15 protein-coding genes are annotated in these 13,853 nt (G+C 73.4%); 10 read left to right on the top strand and 5 right to left on the bottom strand.

All coding sequences use genetic code 11. The annotated features are described in order from the left end of the window. The first annotated feature begins 214 nt into the window (after positions 1-214). Positions 215-1,420 (top strand): glycoside hydrolase family 10-like protein, encoded by a 1,206-nt coding sequence (locus tag JO379_RS07245; RefSeq protein WP_443742807.1) that lies wholly within the window; start codon positions 215-217, stop codon positions 1,418-1,420. 38 nt (positions 1,421-1,458) lie between these two features. On the opposite strand, the gene JO379_RS07240 is transcribed toward JO379_RS07245, so the two are convergent. Together JO379_RS07240 and JO379_RS07235 are read right to left on the bottom strand one after the other, a co-directional pair. After that, positions 1,459-1,659 (bottom strand): DUF1918 domain-containing protein, encoded by a 201-nt coding sequence (locus tag JO379_RS07240; protein WP_130876943.1) that lies wholly within the window; start codon positions 1,657-1,659, stop codon positions 1,459-1,461. Positions 1,660-1,824: 165 nt separating this feature from the next. Beyond that, the gene (locus tag JO379_RS07235) at positions 1,825-2,790 is read right to left on the bottom strand and encodes a DMT family transporter (protein WP_209514376.1); all 966 of its coding nucleotides are present in this window, start codon (positions 2,788-2,790) and stop codon (positions 1,825-1,827) included. Here JO379_RS07235 and JO379_RS07230 point away from each other — a divergent pair. From JO379_RS07230 to JO379_RS07220, 3 genes are all read left to right on the top strand, one after another. Continuing rightward, the gene (locus JO379_RS07230) at positions 2,789-4,234 is read left to right on the top strand and encodes an aminotransferase-like domain-containing protein (RefSeq protein ID WP_209514375.1); all 1,446 of its coding nucleotides are present in this window, start codon (positions 2,789-2,791) and stop codon (positions 4,232-4,234) included. The genes JO379_RS07235 and JO379_RS07230 overlap by 2 nt on opposite strands. Before the next feature lie 53 nt (positions 4,235-4,287). Then, positions 4,288-5,442: a methyltransferase gene (locus tag JO379_RS07225; RefSeq protein ID WP_209514374.1), complete on the top strand. Its 1,155-nt coding sequence runs from the start codon at positions 4,288-4,290 to the stop codon at positions 5,440-5,442. Positions 5,443-5,565: 123 nt separating this feature from the next. Continuing rightward, entirely contained in the window at positions 5,566-5,853 is a 288-nt protein-coding gene (locus JO379_RS07220; protein WP_130876939.1) for a hypothetical protein, read from the top strand. A gap of 42 nt (positions 5,854-5,895) precedes the next feature. Here JO379_RS07220 and JO379_RS07215 read toward each other — a convergent pair whose 3' ends face one another. Both JO379_RS07215 and JO379_RS07210 read right to left on the bottom strand, forming a co-directional pair. Beyond that, entirely contained in the window at positions 5,896-7,071 is a 1,176-nt protein-coding gene (locus tag JO379_RS07215; protein WP_209518567.1) for an RNA polymerase sigma factor, read from the bottom strand. Positions 7,072-7,079: 8 nt separating this feature from the next. Continuing rightward, a complete protein-coding gene (locus JO379_RS07210; protein ID WP_130876938.1) occupies positions 7,080-7,490 on the bottom strand; it encodes a YciI family protein in 411 nt (136 codons plus the stop codon). A gap of 152 nt (positions 7,491-7,642) precedes the next feature. Here JO379_RS07210 and argC point away from each other — a divergent pair, with 152 nt between their 5' ends. From argC to JO379_RS07180, 6 genes are read left to right on the top strand one after another with little or no spacing between them, the layout of a single operon-like run. Continuing rightward, positions 7,643-8,671 carry an N-acetyl-gamma-glutamyl-phosphate reductase gene (gene argC, locus JO379_RS07205; RefSeq protein ID WP_130876937.1) on the top strand — a complete coding sequence of 343 codons (1,029 nt, stop codon included), beginning with the start codon at positions 7,643-7,645 and terminating at the stop codon, positions 8,669-8,671. After that, complete coding sequence (locus JO379_RS07200) at positions 8,668-8,817, top strand: hypothetical protein (RefSeq protein WP_165451504.1); 150 nt, start codon at positions 8,668-8,670, stop codon at positions 8,815-8,817. The genes argC and JO379_RS07200 overlap by 4 nt, the downstream gene beginning before the upstream one ends. Beyond that, the gene (gene argJ / locus JO379_RS07195; RefSeq protein ID WP_209514372.1) at positions 8,814-9,965 is read left to right on the top strand and encodes a bifunctional glutamate N-acetyltransferase/amino-acid acetyltransferase ArgJ; all 1,152 of its coding nucleotides are present in this window, start codon (positions 8,814-8,816) and stop codon (positions 9,963-9,965) included. The genes JO379_RS07200 and argJ overlap by 4 nt, the downstream gene beginning before the upstream one ends. Further along, positions 9,962-10,918 (top strand): acetylglutamate kinase, encoded by a 957-nt coding sequence (gene argB / locus JO379_RS07190; protein ID WP_130876935.1) that lies wholly within the window; start codon positions 9,962-9,964, stop codon positions 10,916-10,918. The genes argJ and argB overlap by 4 nt, the downstream gene beginning before the upstream one ends. Further along, complete coding sequence (locus JO379_RS07185; protein WP_130876934.1) at positions 10,915-12,135, top strand: acetylornithine transaminase; 1,221 nt, start codon at positions 10,915-10,917, stop codon at positions 12,133-12,135. Before argB ends, JO379_RS07185 begins: the two co-directional genes overlap by 4 nt. Before the next feature lie 7 nt (positions 12,136-12,142). Next, a complete protein-coding gene (locus tag JO379_RS07180) occupies positions 12,143-12,685 on the top strand; it encodes an arginine repressor (protein ID WP_130877078.1) in 543 nt (180 codons plus the stop codon). Between the two features lie 74 nt (positions 12,686-12,759). Here JO379_RS07180 and JO379_RS07175 read toward each other — a convergent pair whose 3' ends face one another. Further along, positions 12,760-13,836, bottom strand: a complete 1,077-nt coding sequence (locus tag JO379_RS07175) for a glutamate--cysteine ligase (RefSeq protein WP_209514370.1) — start codon at positions 13,834-13,836, stop codon at positions 12,760-12,762. Positions 13,837-13,853: the final 17 nt, after the last annotated feature.

Raw genomic sequence — 13,853 nt, 5'->3', positions numbered from 1 at the left:
TTGGTCGACCGGCGGGGGCCTGTCCTCCCACCGATCGTGTCGGTGTGGAGACCCCCGGCTCCCGCCTCGGTCCAGACGTTACTCCGCGACAGGCGGTGCTGATGGGGCCGGGGCGGGCATGCTGTGCGCATACGGTGTGACCGATCCGACAAGGAGTGGCACGCATATGGGACGTATCAGCCGAAGAGGGTTCACTGTGGCGGCCGCGGGTGCGATGTCCGTCATGCTGGCGACAGGTGAGGCACGGGCGCGGAACGTGGCGGCGGACGCCGGTGACGGCGAAGCCAGGCGGAAGCGTGAGTTCCGAGGCATGTGGACCGCGACCGTCGTGAACATCGACTGGCCGTCCAGGCCGGGCCTCGAACCCGAGGCGCAGCGGGCCGAGCTGCTCGCCCTGTTCGACACGGCCGTCGCCCGGCGGCTCAATGCCGTGATCCTGCAGATCCGTCCCACCGCCGACGCCTTCTGGCCCTCCCCGTACGAGCCGTGGTCGGAGTACCTGACCGGCACTCAGGGAAAGCACCCCGGCTGGGATCCGCTCGCCTTCGCGGTGCGGGAGGCGCACCGGCGCCGGCTGGAGCTGCACGGCTGGTTCAACCCCTACCGCGTCGCCAACCACACCGACCCCACCCGGCTGGTCGCCACCCACCCGGCGCGGCAGCACCCCGACTGGGTGCTGCCCTACGGCGGAAAGCTGTACTACAACCCCGGGCTGCCCGAGGTCCGCCGCTTCGTCCAGGACGCGATCCTCGACGCGGTCACCCGCTACGACCTCGACGGCGTGCACTTCGACGACTACTTCTACCCCTACCCGGTGGCCGGGCAGGCCTTCGACGACACCGCCGCGTTCGAGCGCTACGGCGCGGGCTTCCCCGACCGGGCGGCCTGGCGGCGGGACAACATCGACCGGCTGGTGCACGAGATGGGGGTGCGCATCAAGAGGCGCAAGCGGCATGTGAAGTTCGGGATCAGCCCCTTCGCCATCTGGCGCAACCGGGCCACCGATCCGCTGGGCTCCGACACCCGCGCCGGGGTGCAGACCTACGACGATCTGTACGCCGACACCCGAAGATGGGTGCGCGAGGAGTGGATCGACTACATCGTTCCGCAGATCTACTGGCACATCGGCTTCGCCGCCGCCGACTACGCCAAGCTCGTCCCCTGGTGGGCGCAGACCGTGCGCGGCACGGACGTCCATCTCTACATCGGCGAGGCGCTGTACAAGGCGGGTGCGGCGGGCCAGCCCGCGCCCTGGCAGGACCCGGCCGAGCTCTCCCGCCACCTCGACCTCGGCCGGAGCCACCCCGAGGTGCGCGGCAACATCTACTTCTCCACGAAGCAGGTCGTCGCCGACCCCATCGGGGCGATGGCGCGCGTGGTCGCCGACCACTATCCCGACCGCGCGCGCCCGCCGCGCTGACCGTGGAAGGACTCGGTGGGGTTCGGCCGGAGGGGCGGCTAGATCTGCTCTCCGGACTTGCGGTGGTCCACGCTGGTGTCGGGGCCCGGCGACATGATCGTCTCGTGTCCGTTCGCCGCGCGGACGCGGAACGGCGGCGTGCCGTTCGGGCCCAGCACTTCCACGATCTCCACGACCCGGTCGTGCTCCCCGACTACGCGGCCGTGCGTCACCAAGCGGTCGCCCTTGCTCGCATGCATCGACGGTGCCCTTCCGTTCGAGGTCCCCGATTCGAGGTCCGACACGTGCACTGGGATGTGCCGCCAATTCTACGGTGACCGGCGGTATATGGCTCGCCCCTCGGCCGTTCGGGTCAGGGGGCGGGCGCGGCGCGGGCCGGGGCCCGGCCGGCGGCGGGCGGCCCCTCAGCTGCGGGCACGCTGGGTGACCGCGATGCAGACCAGTACGGCGACGGCGGCGGCCGGGGCGGCGGGCGTCAGCCGCTCGCCGAGCAGCGTCACCGACCACAGCAGGGTGAGCAGCGGCTGCGCCAGCTGGAACTGGCTGGCCTTCGCCACGCCGATCACGGCCATGCCGCGGTACCACACCACCATGCCCATCAGCTGGCTGCCCGCCACCAGCCAGAGGAGCCCGGCGACGGTGTGCCCGGTCAGCCGCACGGGCTCGCAGAGCAGGGCGACGGCCGCCCCGGCCAGCGCCAGGGGCAGGCACAGGACGAGCCCCCAGCCGACGACCTGCCAGCCGGGCATCTCCCGCGCCAGCCGGCCGCCCTCCGCGTAGCCCGCCGCACACACCAGCAGGGCCACGAACAGATACAGATCGCCGACGGTCGGCGTGCCACCGCTCTGCACGAGGGCGAACGTGATGACCACGGCGGCTCCCGCCAGCGCCGCCGCCCAGAACATGCGCGAGTGCCGGGCCCCGGTCCGCAGTGCCGCGTACGCGGCCGTGGTCAGCGGCAGCAGCCCGACGACGACGGCGGCGTGCGCGGTCGTGGAGGTCTGGAGGGCCAGCGTCGTCAGCAGCGGGAAGCCCACGACGACGCCCGCGGCGACGATGGCCAGCCCGCCCCAGTGGCGGCGGGCCGGCACCGGTACGCGCAGCGCGAGCAGCCCGCCGCACGCGATGAGGGCCGCCAGCGTCATCCGGCAGGTGGTCACCGACCACGGGCCGAGGCCCTCCAGGGCCCAGGCGGTGGCGGGGAAGGTCAGCGAGAAGGCGCAGACACCGAGCGCGGCGAGGAGGGTGCCGACGGTGAGGCGCGTGGAGTCGCCGCCGGGACGCTTCGGCTCGCCCGTCGGCGCGGTGGGCCGGTCGAGGCCGCTCACTGCTATCGCTGTCGGGCGGGTAGCGCTATCTTGTGCTCTCATGCAAGAGCGTAGCAGTGTCGCCGAACTGGCTGGAGTCCTCCGAGGGGAGCTGAACCGCTACTCCGAAGGTGAGAAGCTGCCGTCCAGCCGGGCCCTGGTCGACCGGTTCCGGGTCAGCCCCGTCACCGTCTCCCGGGCGCTGGCCGCCCTGGCCGCCGAAGGCCTGGTCGTCACCCGCCCGGGCGCCGGGGCCTTCCGCGCCGTCCCGCACAGTGCGGCCGTCCGCCTCGGGGACACCTCCTGGCAGCAGGTCGCCCTCAGCGTCGAGACCCCCGGCGAGTCGGTGCCCCGGTCCGTGGACGCCTCGGGCGTGCTCGCGACCCTCTCCGAGCCCCCGCCCGGCGTCATCGAGCTCAACGGCGGCTATCTCCACCCCACCCTCCAGCCCGAGCGCGCCCTGGCCGCCGCCCTCGCCCGGGCCGGCCGCAGACCGGGCGCCTGGGGCCGCCCGCCGGTCGAGGGCGTCGGGGAGCTCCGGGCCTGGTTCGCCCGCCAGATCGCCGGTCCGGCCGGCACGGTCGCCGCCTCCGACGTACTGATCACCGCCGGCGGCCAGAGCGCCCTCACCGCCGCACTGCGCGCCCTCGCCCCGCCCGGCGCGCCCGTACTCGTCGAGTCCCCCACCTACCCCGGCATGCTCGCCGCCGCCCGCGCCTCCGGGCTCCGGCCGGTGCCCGTACCCGCCGACGAGCGGGGAGTGCGCACCGATCTGCTCGCCGAGGCGTTCGCGGCCAGCGCGGCCCGGGTCTTCGTCTGCCAGCCGCTCTTCCAGAACCCGACCGGCGCGGTCCTCGCCGACGAGCGGCGCCAGGAGGTCCTCCGGGTCGCGCGGGAGGCCGGCGCCTTCGTCATCGAGGACGACTTCGCCCGCCGCCTCGCCCACGAGGACGCCCCGCCGCTGCCGCCCACGCTGGCCGCCGACGACCCCGACGGCATCGTCGTCCACGTCTGCTCACTGACCAAGGCCACCTCGCCCAGCCTGCGGGTGGGCGCCCTCGCCGCCCGGGGCCCGGTCCTCGACCGGCTGCGGGCCATCCAGGTCGTCGACAGCTTCTTCGTGCCCCGGCCCGTGCAGGAGGCCGCGCTCGAACTCGTCGGCTCACCCGCCTGGCCCCGCCACCTGCGCAACATCGCCGCCCAGCTGCGCACCCGGCGCGAGGCGCTGCTCACCGCGCTGGCCCGGGAACTCCCCGGGCTGACCGTGGAGTTCGTACCGCCCGGCGGCTACCACATGTGGCTGCGGCTCCCCGACGGCACCGACGAGAGCGCCCTGGTCGCCGCCGCCCTGCGGGCCGGGGTCGCCCTCGCCGCCGGCCGCCCCTACTTCTCCGCCGAGCCCCCGGCCCCCCACCTGCGCCTCAGCTTCGCTGCCGTCGCCGGCCCGGCGGAGCTGGCGGAGGGCGTGAGCCGGCTGCGCAGGGCCTGTGAGGAGACGCTGGGGTGAGCGCCCGGCGCGATGGCCGGGCGGGCCCGGGACTCGGCTAGCCTGAACGCACAATGAACTGTTTGACGACGTCATGGGGCGAGTTCGCACTCACCCGCTTTCCCGAGGACTCCCGCGACCGACTGCGCGCCTGGGACGCCTCCGACGCGTATCTGCTGCGGCACCTCGAGGGAATCGACGGCGAGCCCACGGACCTGTCCGGCACGGTCGTCGTGCTGGGCGACCGGTGGGGCGCCCTCACCACCGCGCTCGCCGGACACCGCCCCGTGCAGATCACCGACTCCTACCTCGGCCGCCAGGCGACCCGCGCGAACCTCGCGCGCGCCGGGGTCGAGGAGGACACGGTGCGACTGCTGTCGACCAGGGACACACCGCCGGAGCGCATCGACGTCCTGCTCGTCCGGGTGCCCAAGAGCCTCGCGCTCCTGGAGGACCAGCTGCGCCGCCTCGCGCCCGCCGTCCACGCGGGAACCGTCGTGGTCGGCACGGGCATGGTCACCGAGATCCACACCTCGACGCTCAAGCTGTTCGAACAGATCCTCGGGCCGACCCGCACCTCCCTCGCGGTGAAGAAGGCCCGGCTCATCTTCTGCACGCCCGACCCCCGGCTCGCCCGGACCGCGAGCCCCTGGCCGCGCAGCTACCCGCTGCCCACCGATGTCGGGCCGGCCTCGGGCCTGACCGTCACCAACCACGCGGGCATCTTCTGCGCCGAACGCCTCGACATCGGCACCCGCTTCTTCCTGCGCAACCTCCCGCGCCGCCGCGGCCCCGAGCGCGTCGTGGACCTCGGCTGCGGCAACGGCGTGGTCGGCACGGCCGCGGCGCTCGCCAACCCCGAGGCCGAGGTGCTCTTCGTCGACGAGTCCTACCAGGCGGTGGCCTCCGCGGAAGCCACCTTCCGCGCGAACGCCGGCGCCACCGCCCGGGCGGAGTTCTGGGTGGGCGACGGGCTGTCGGGCGTACCGGCCGAGTCGGTGGACCTGGTGCTGAACAACCCGCCGTTCCACACCCACCAGGCGATGACCGACGCGACCGCGTACCGGATGTTCGCCGGGTCGCGCGAGGCGCTGCGCCCCGGCGGCGAGCTGTGGGTCATCGGCAACCGCCACCTCGGCTACCACGTGAAGCTGCGCCGCCTCTTCGGCAACTGCGAGGTCGTCACGAGCGACCCCAAGTTCGTCATCCTGCGCGCGGTCAAACGCTGACGGAGGCGGGGCCCGGACGGCGCCGGGAAGGTTGCGGGGGCGCCCCGGCGGGCGGAGATTGGTACGGGGCCGCCACCGCGACGGCCGGGGGAGGGACCGGACCGACCACCCGAGGAGCCCTCCGTGGCGATCTTCATCCATGCCAGCCTGCCGGGCGTCACGGCGGCGCAGTACGGCGCCCTGAACAGCGCCTTGCGGGAGCTGCCCGGCGAGCCCTTCGAGGGCTGCCTCGCCCACGTCGCCGTCACCACGGAAGCGGGCCTCCAGGTCTTCGACCTGTGGGAGAGCGAGGAGGCGATGGTGAAGTTCACCGAGCGTCTGACGCCGCACGCCGAGGAGGCGGGCTTCCCCGCGGCGGCCGAACCGCCCAAGGCCCTGCCGGTGCACAACTACTGGCTGCCCGGGGCGTAGCGGGAACGGGCCGCGCCACGCGGTACGGGACGGCGCTCCCCGTCAGCCCCGCAGGAGGGCGTTGAGCCGGGCGGCCCGGCGCGTCAGGTGGTCCCGCTCGGCGAGATCGGTCGCCTTCCCGGCCGCCTCGGCGTACAGCCGTGCCGCCGTCGCCAGATCGCCGGCGTGCTCGTGGAGGTACGCCGCCACGGCGGCGTGGCGGGGCACGGGGTGGCCCCTGCCCGATGACCCCGCGGAGGCCTCGTCCAGCGCCGCGAGCGCCGCCAGGCCGGCGCGCGGCCCCCGGGCCTCGCCGACGGCCACCGCGCGGTTGAGCCGGACGACCGGACTGTCGGTCAGCGCCGCGAGCTCGTCGTACCACTCGACGATCTGCGCCCAGTCCGTCTCCCCGGCGGTGGGCGCGTCGGCGTGCAGTGCCGCGATGGCGGCCTGGGCCTGGTATTCGCCCAGCCGGTCGCGGGCGAGGGCCGTCCGGAGGATCCCGACGCCCTCGGCGATCATTTTTGTGTCCCACCGGCCGCGGTCCTGTTCGGCGAGCGGCACCAGGCTGCCGTCGGGCGCGGTCCGCGCCGCGCGCCGGGCGTGGTGGAGCAGCATGAGGGCGAGCAGTCCCGCCACCTCCGGGTGGTCGATCACGGCCGCGAGCTGCCGGGTGAGCCGGATGGCCTCGACGGCGAGGTCGACATCGCCGGAGTAGCCCTCGTTGAAGACCAGGTAGAGGACGCGCAGCACGGTGGCCACGTCGCCGGGCCGGTCGAACCGCACGCCGGAGACCGTGCGCTTGGCCCGGCTGATGCGCTGGGCCATCGTGGCCTCGGGCACCAGGTAGGCCTGGGCGATCTGCCGGGTGGTCAGCCCGCCCATGGCGCGCAGCGTGAGCGCGACCGCGGACGACGGCGTGAGCGACGGGTGCGCGCACAGGAAGTAGAGCTGGAGCGTGTCGTCGACGTCGGGCGCGGGCCCGGGCGCCGGCTCCTCGTCGAGGCGGTCCTCACGCCGGCGGCGGGCGGTGTCCGCCCGGGTCGCGTCGAGGAACTTGCGCCAGGCCACGGTGACCAGCCAGCCCTTCGCATCCCGCGGAGGGTCGGCCGGCCAGGCGCGGACCGCCTCGACCAGCGCGTCCTGCACCGCGTCCTCGGCCGCCGCGAAGTCGGCTCCGCGGCGGACGAGGATCCCGAGCACGCCCGGCGTGAGGCTCCGGAGCAGGGCCTCGTCCAGGTGGGAGGTCACTCCGTGACGGTGGGCGACGACACGCCGTAGAACGGGCGCAGCTCGAGCCACTCGTGGATCGGCTTGCCGCCCGCCCCGGGGGCGGCCGACAGCTCCCCGGCCAGCTCGACGGCGCGCTCGTAGCTGTCGACGTCGATCACCATCCAGCCGGCGATGAGGTCCTTGGTCTCGGCGAACGGGCCGTCGGTGACCGGCGGGCGCCCCTCGCCGTCGTAGCGGACCCACGTCCCCTCGGGGGCGAGCGCCTGACCGTCGACGAACTCGCCGGTCCCCTCCAGCCGGGCCGCGAAGTCGCGCATGTACTGCATGTGGGCCGAGATCTCCTCCGGGGCCCACTGGTCCATGGGTACGTCGTTCACCGCGGCCGGGGCGCCGCGGTAGTGCTTGAGCAGCAAGTACTTGGCCATCGTGATTCTCCTCGGTGCTGTGCGACCCATTCTGGTCGCGTTCACTGCGGGGACGGAGCCGGACACGGGTTCTCGACATCGTCCTCCGCATTCTTCGGCATTGCATAAAACTTCTTAGGTCCGTATAGTCATGCCATCACCGAGGAGGACCGATGGCAGTGCGTGCGGCAGTGGCGGGAGCGAGTGGATACGCGGGCGGGGAGTTGCTGCGCCTGCTGCTCGCGCACCCCGAGGTGCGGATCGGGGCGCTGACCGGGAATTCCAACGCCGGGCAGCGGCTCGGGGCCCTGCAGCCGCATCTGCCGCAGCTCGCCGAGCGGGTGCTGGAGCCCACGACCGCCGAGGTCCTCGCGGGCCATGACGTCGTCTTCCTCGCGCTGCCGCACGGGCAGTCCGCCGCCGTCGCCGAGGAGCTCGGGGACGGGGTGCTGGTCGTCGACTGCGGTGCGGACTTCCGGCTGAAGGACGCGGGGGACTGGGAGCGGTTCTACGGGTCGCCGCACGCCGGGACCTGGCCGTACGGGCTGCCGGAGCTGCCCGGCGGGCGGCAGGCGCTGCGCGGCGGGAAGCGGATCGCCGTTCCCGGCTGCTATCCGACGGCCGTTTCGCTGGCGCTCTTCCCCGCGTACGCCGCCGGGCTCGCCGAGCCCGAGGCCGTGATCGTCGCCGCGTCCGGCACGTCCGGTGCGGGCAAGGCGGCCAAGCCGCACCTGCTCGGCAGCGAGGTCATGGGGTCCATGAGCCCGTACGGCGTCGGCGGCGGCCACCGGCACACCCCCGAGATGATCCAGAACCTCTCCGCCGCCGCCGGCGAGCGGGTCACCGTCTCCTTCACCCCGACCCTGGCGCCGATGCCGCGCGGCATCCTCGCCACGTGCGGTGCGAAGGCCCGGCCGGGCGTCACGGCGGAGAGCCTGCGGGCCGCGTACGAGAAGGCGTTCCAGGACGAGCCGTTCGTACGGCTGCTGCCCGAGGGGCAGTGGCCGTCGACCGCCGCCGTCTACGGGGCGAACACCGCGCTGGTCCAGGTCGTCCTCGACGAGGCGGCCGGGCGGATCGTCGCCATCAGCGCGATCGACAACCTCACCAAGGGCACCGCGGGCGGTGCGGTGCAGAGCATGAACATCGCCCTCGGCCTCCCGGAGGAGCTGGGGCTGCCGGTCACCGGGGTCGCGCCGTGATCATCAGGCGCGTCTTCGCCACCGTGCTCGCCCGCATCGTGCCGTGCGACACCCCGGCCGCCTCCGCGGTCGGCCCGCGACAGAACACCACCAAGTCGGCCCGGTTGCTCCTCGCGTCCGGAGCAGCGAACAAGGAGATGCAGTGAGCGTCACGGCAGCAAAGGGATTCACGGCGGCGGGCATCGCCGCCGGGATCAAGGAGAGCGGTCAGCCCGACCTCGCCCTCGTGGTCAACGAGGGCCCCCGTCTGGCCGCCGCCGGCGTCTTCACCTCCAACCGTGTCAAGGCCGCCCCCGTCCGCTGGTCCGAGCAGGTGCTCAAGGGCGGGCAGGTCTCGGCCGTCGTCCTCAACTCCGGTGGTGCCAACGCCTGTACCGGTCCGCTGGGCTTCCAGGACACCCATGCCACCGCCGAGAAGGCAGCCGAGGTGCTGGGGGGCAACGCGGGGGAGATCGCCGTCGCCTCGACCGGTCTCATCGGGGTGCGGCTGCCGATGGACAAGCTGCTGCCGGGCATCGGGAAGGCCGCCGCCGAGCTCTCCGCGCACGGTGGTGAGAAGGCCGCCATCGCCATCAAGACCACCGACACCGTCCACAAGACCTCCGTGGCCCAGGGTGACGGCTGGACCGTCGGCGGCATGGCCAAGGGCGCGGGCATGCTCGCGCCGGGCCTCGCCACGATGCTCGTCGTCCTCACCACCGACGCCGATGTGGACGCGGCCGGACTGGACGCGGCCCTGCGTTCCGCCACCCGGCAGACCTTCGACCGGGTCGATTCGGACGGCTGTATGTCCACCAACGACACCGTGCTGCTCCTCGCCTCCGGTGCCTCGGGCGTCACCCCCGCCCCGGACGCCTTCGCCGAGGCCGTGCGGACCGTCTGCGACGACCTCGCCCGTCAGCTCATCGGTGACGCCGAGGGTTCCTCGAAGGACATCCGTATCGAGGTCGTCGGTGCCGCCACCGAGGACGACGCCGTCGAGGTGGGCCGCTCCATCGCCCGTAACAATCTCCTCAAGTGCGCCATCCACGGCGAGGACCCCAACTGGGGCCGGGTGCTCTCCGCCATCGGCACCACCTCGGCGGCCTTCGACCCCGACCGGATCGATGTCGCCATCAACGGCGTCTGGGTCTGCAAGAACGGTTCGGTGGGCGAGGACCGCGAGCTCGTCGACATGCGCTACCGGGAGGTGCGGATCACCGCCGATCTGTCGGCCGGCGCGGAGTCCGCCGTCATCTGGGCCAACGACCTCACCGCCGACTACGTCCACGAGAACAGCGCGTACTCCTCATGAGCGACACCTTCCCGGCGGCGGCCGCCACACCGGCCGGCACGCCGCCCACCGCCCGCAAGCACACCGCCCTGCCCAAGGCCCGCACCCTCATCGAGGCGCTGCCCTGGCTGACGCGGCATCACGGCAAGACCGTTGTCATCAAGTTCGGCGGCAACGCCATGGTCGACCAGGAGCTGAAGGCCGCCTTCGCCCAGGACGTCGTCTTCCTGCGCCACGCGGGCCTGCGCCCGGTCGTCGTGCACGGCGGCGGGCCGCAGATCAGCGCGCAGCTGGAGAAGCTGGGCATCGCCTCCGAGTTCAAGGCCGGGCTGCGGGTCACCACCCCCGAGGCGATGGACGTCGTACGGATGGTGCTCGCCGGGCAGGTGCAGCGCGAGCTGGTCGGGCTGCTCAACGAGCACGGTCCGCTCGCCGTCGGCATGACCGGCGAGGACGCCCACACCATGACCGCCACCAAGCGCTACGCCGAGATCGACGGCGAGCGGGTGGACCTCGGCCGGGTCGGCGAGATCGCCGAGATCGACACCGGGGCCGTCCAGGCGCTGCTGGACGACGGCCGGATCCCCGTCGTCTCCTCGATCGCCCGCAGCGCGGACGACGACCATGTGTACAACGTCAACGCCGACACCGCGGCGGCCGCCCTCGCCGCCGCCCTCGGCGCCGAGACGCTGATGGTCCTCACCGACGTCGAGGGCCTCTACGCGGACTGGCCGAACAGCGACGACGTCATCAGCCAGCTCACCGCGAGCGAGCTGGAGACGCTGCTGCCGGAGCTGGCCAGCGGGATGGTCCCCAAGATGGAGGGCTGTCTGCACGCTGTGCGCAACGGCGTCACCACCGCCCGCGTGATCGACGGCCGGGTCCAGCACGCGATCCTGCTGGAGATCTTCACGGACGAGGGCGTCGGCACGATGGTCGTGCCGGACCAGCCGGTCGAGGGGGCCACGCTGTGAGCAACGACGAACTGACCAAGCGCTGGCAGGGCGCCCTGATGGACAACTACGGCACGCCCAGGATCCCCCTGGTGCGCGGCGCGGGCACCGAGGTCTGGGACGCGGACGGCAAGCGCTATCTGGACTTCGTCGGCGGGATCGCCGTCAACGCCCTCGGCCACGCCCACCCCGCCGTCGTCCGGGCGGTGTCGGAGCAGATCGCCACGCTCGGGCACGTCTCCAACCTCTTCACCGCCGAGCCCCCGGTCGCGCTCGCGGAGCGCCTCCTGACGCTCGCCGGCCGCCCCGGGCGGGTCTACTTCTCCAACTCCGGCGCCGAGGCCGTCGAGGCGGCCTTCAAGATCGGGCGGCGGACGGGCCGTACGCACATGGTCGCCACCCTCGGCGGCTTCCACGGCCGCACCATGGGCGCCCTGGCGCTCACCGGCCAGCCGGCGAAGCAGGACCCGTTCCTGCCGCTGCCCGGCGAGGTCACGCACGTCCCGTACGGGGACGCCGAGGCGCTGCGCGCCGCCGTCAGCACAGACACCGCGCTGGTGGTGCTGGAGCCGGTGCAGGGCGAGAACGGCATCGTCGTGCCGCCCGCGGGCTATCTCGCCGCCGCCCGCGAGATCACCCGGGCCACCGGAACGCTCCTGGTCCTGGACGAGATCCAGACAGGTATCGGCCGCACCGGCCATTGGTTCGAGCACCGGGCGCAGGGCGTGGAGCCCGATGTCGTCACCCTCGCCAAGGGTCTCGGCGGCGGGCTGCCGATCGGCGCGACCCTGGCCTTCGGTCCCGCGGCCGACCTGCTGACGCCCGGTCAGCACGGCTCGACCTTCGGCGGCAACCCGGTCGCCTGCGCGGCCGCCCTGGCGGTCCTGGACACCCTCGCGGGCGACGGGGTACTTGACACGGTCAAGCGCACGGGGGAGTTGCTGCGTGACGGGATCACCGCCCTCGGGCACCCCCTGGTCGACCACGTCCGTGGTGCGGGCCTTCTGCTGGGTATTGTCCTTTCCGAGCCCCTCGCACCGAACGTGCAGCAGGCGGCACAGGACGCCGGACTCCTGGTGAACGCGGTCGCGCCCCATGTGGTGCGGCTGGCCCCTCCGCTGATCATCACCGAAGATGACGTGGAAACGTTCCTCCGGGCGCTGCCCGGTGTCCTGGACGCTGCCGCGGGGGCACACGAGGCCGACGGGGCCCATGGGGAACGACGATCCGGAGACTGACGAGACGATGACCGAGGCGCAGGAGCCCGAGCCGTTCCACGGCGGGCAGGCAGTACCGCAGACCCGCACCGCCCGCCACCGCCGGATCGTGGACATCCTCGGCCGGCAACCCGTACGGTCACAGAGCCAGCTGGCCAGGCTGCTCGCCGACGACGGCCTGTCCGTCACCCAGGCGACGCTCTCCCGCGACCTCGACGAGCTGGGCGCGGTCAAGATCCGTAACACCGGTGGCGAGCTGATCTACGCCGTGCCCTCCGAGGGTGGCGACCGCACCCCGCGGGCCCCGCTGGGTGAGTCCGCGACCGAGGCCCGGATGGGCCGGCTGGCGGCCGAGCTGCTGATCTCGGCGGAGGCGTCCGCCAACCTCGTGGTCCTGCGCACCCCGCCCGGGGCCGCCCAGTTCTTCGCCTCGGCCATCGACCAGGCGGGCGTCCACGAGATCATCGGCACGATCGCCGGTGACGACACCGTCATGCTCATCAGCCGCGACCCCAAGGGCGGCCAGGCCCTGGCGGACCACCTGTTGCGACTGGCCCAGAAGGAACGCTGAGCCCTGCCGCGGCCGCGCGGTCCCCGCAACGGAGGCGGCACACCGGATCCCGTTCCGCCCGCCTCCGCACCGGGTCAGGCGGCGGTGCGGGCGACGGCGTCCGCGACGACCGCCCCCAGCTCGCCCGTGCGGCGGCGGCTCGCGCGCTGCGCGCCGGCCCCGCCGCCCCCCTTCAGCAGCCGTTCCGACGACTCCCGCACCCACTGAAGATCCCCCGCGTCCGAGAGGGCTTCGCGGACATGGGTCACCAGCGCCCGTACCACCGTCTTTGCGGGGGCGGGCGTCCACGTCAGCGGATGGACCAAGCGGTCCGAGACCCCGGACTTCGCGGCCTGCCATTCCGTCAGCCGCAGCAGCCCCACCGTGGCCGGCTCCGGCGGTTCACCCGCACGCCACGCACGGGCCGCCGTCTCCACCAGCGCCCGGGCGAGCGCCGCGATCAACACCGTGTCCTCGGCGTCGAGGCACACGTCCGCCACCCGGATCTCCACGGTGGGGTAGTGGCGCGACAGGCGCGCGTCGAAATAGATCATGCCCAGGTCGAGAAGCGTCTCCGTCGCCAGAAGTGCCTCCACCCGCGCGTGGTACGCCGCGGCCGAACCGAACACCTCCACCGGGCCCGCGGACGGCCAACGACCCCACACCTGGCTGCGATAACTGGCGTAACCGCTGTCGTCGCCCTGCCAGAAAGGGGAGTTCGCGCTGAGCGCCAGCAAGGGGGCCAGCCACGGCCGGATCCGGTCCAGGACCGCGACCCCCTCCTCGTCCGACTCCACGCCCACATGGACGTGGCAACCGCAGGTGAGCTGTTCCTGGGCGGTCAGCCCGAACTCCGCCGCCAGCTTCCGGTACCGCCGCCCCGCGCTCAGCGACGGATCGACCGGCAGCGGCGACGTGGCCAGCGCCGCGACCTCCGCACCGGCACGCCGCGCCTGCTCCGCCGCCGTGCGCCGGCCCTGCCGCACCTCCGCGGCCAGGACCGTCATGTCGGTCGTCGGCGAGGTGGCGGTCTCCAGCTGTTCCCGCTGCAACTCCTTCTCCAGGCCCGCCTCGTCCCCGGCCCGCTCCAGCACCGTCCCCGCGACCGCGCGGGGACTCCCGGTGTCCGGGGCCACGAGGAGGAGCTCCTCTTCCACACCGACGCTGCGCATCGCCACCGCCCCTTTCC

Origin of the sequence: Streptomyces syringium (genome assembly GCF_017876625.1) — a bacterium.
Classification (GTDB): Bacteria; Actinomycetota; Actinomycetes; order Streptomycetales; family Streptomycetaceae; genus Streptomyces; species Streptomyces syringius.
This window is presented reverse-complemented; position numbering and strand designations above follow the sequence as displayed.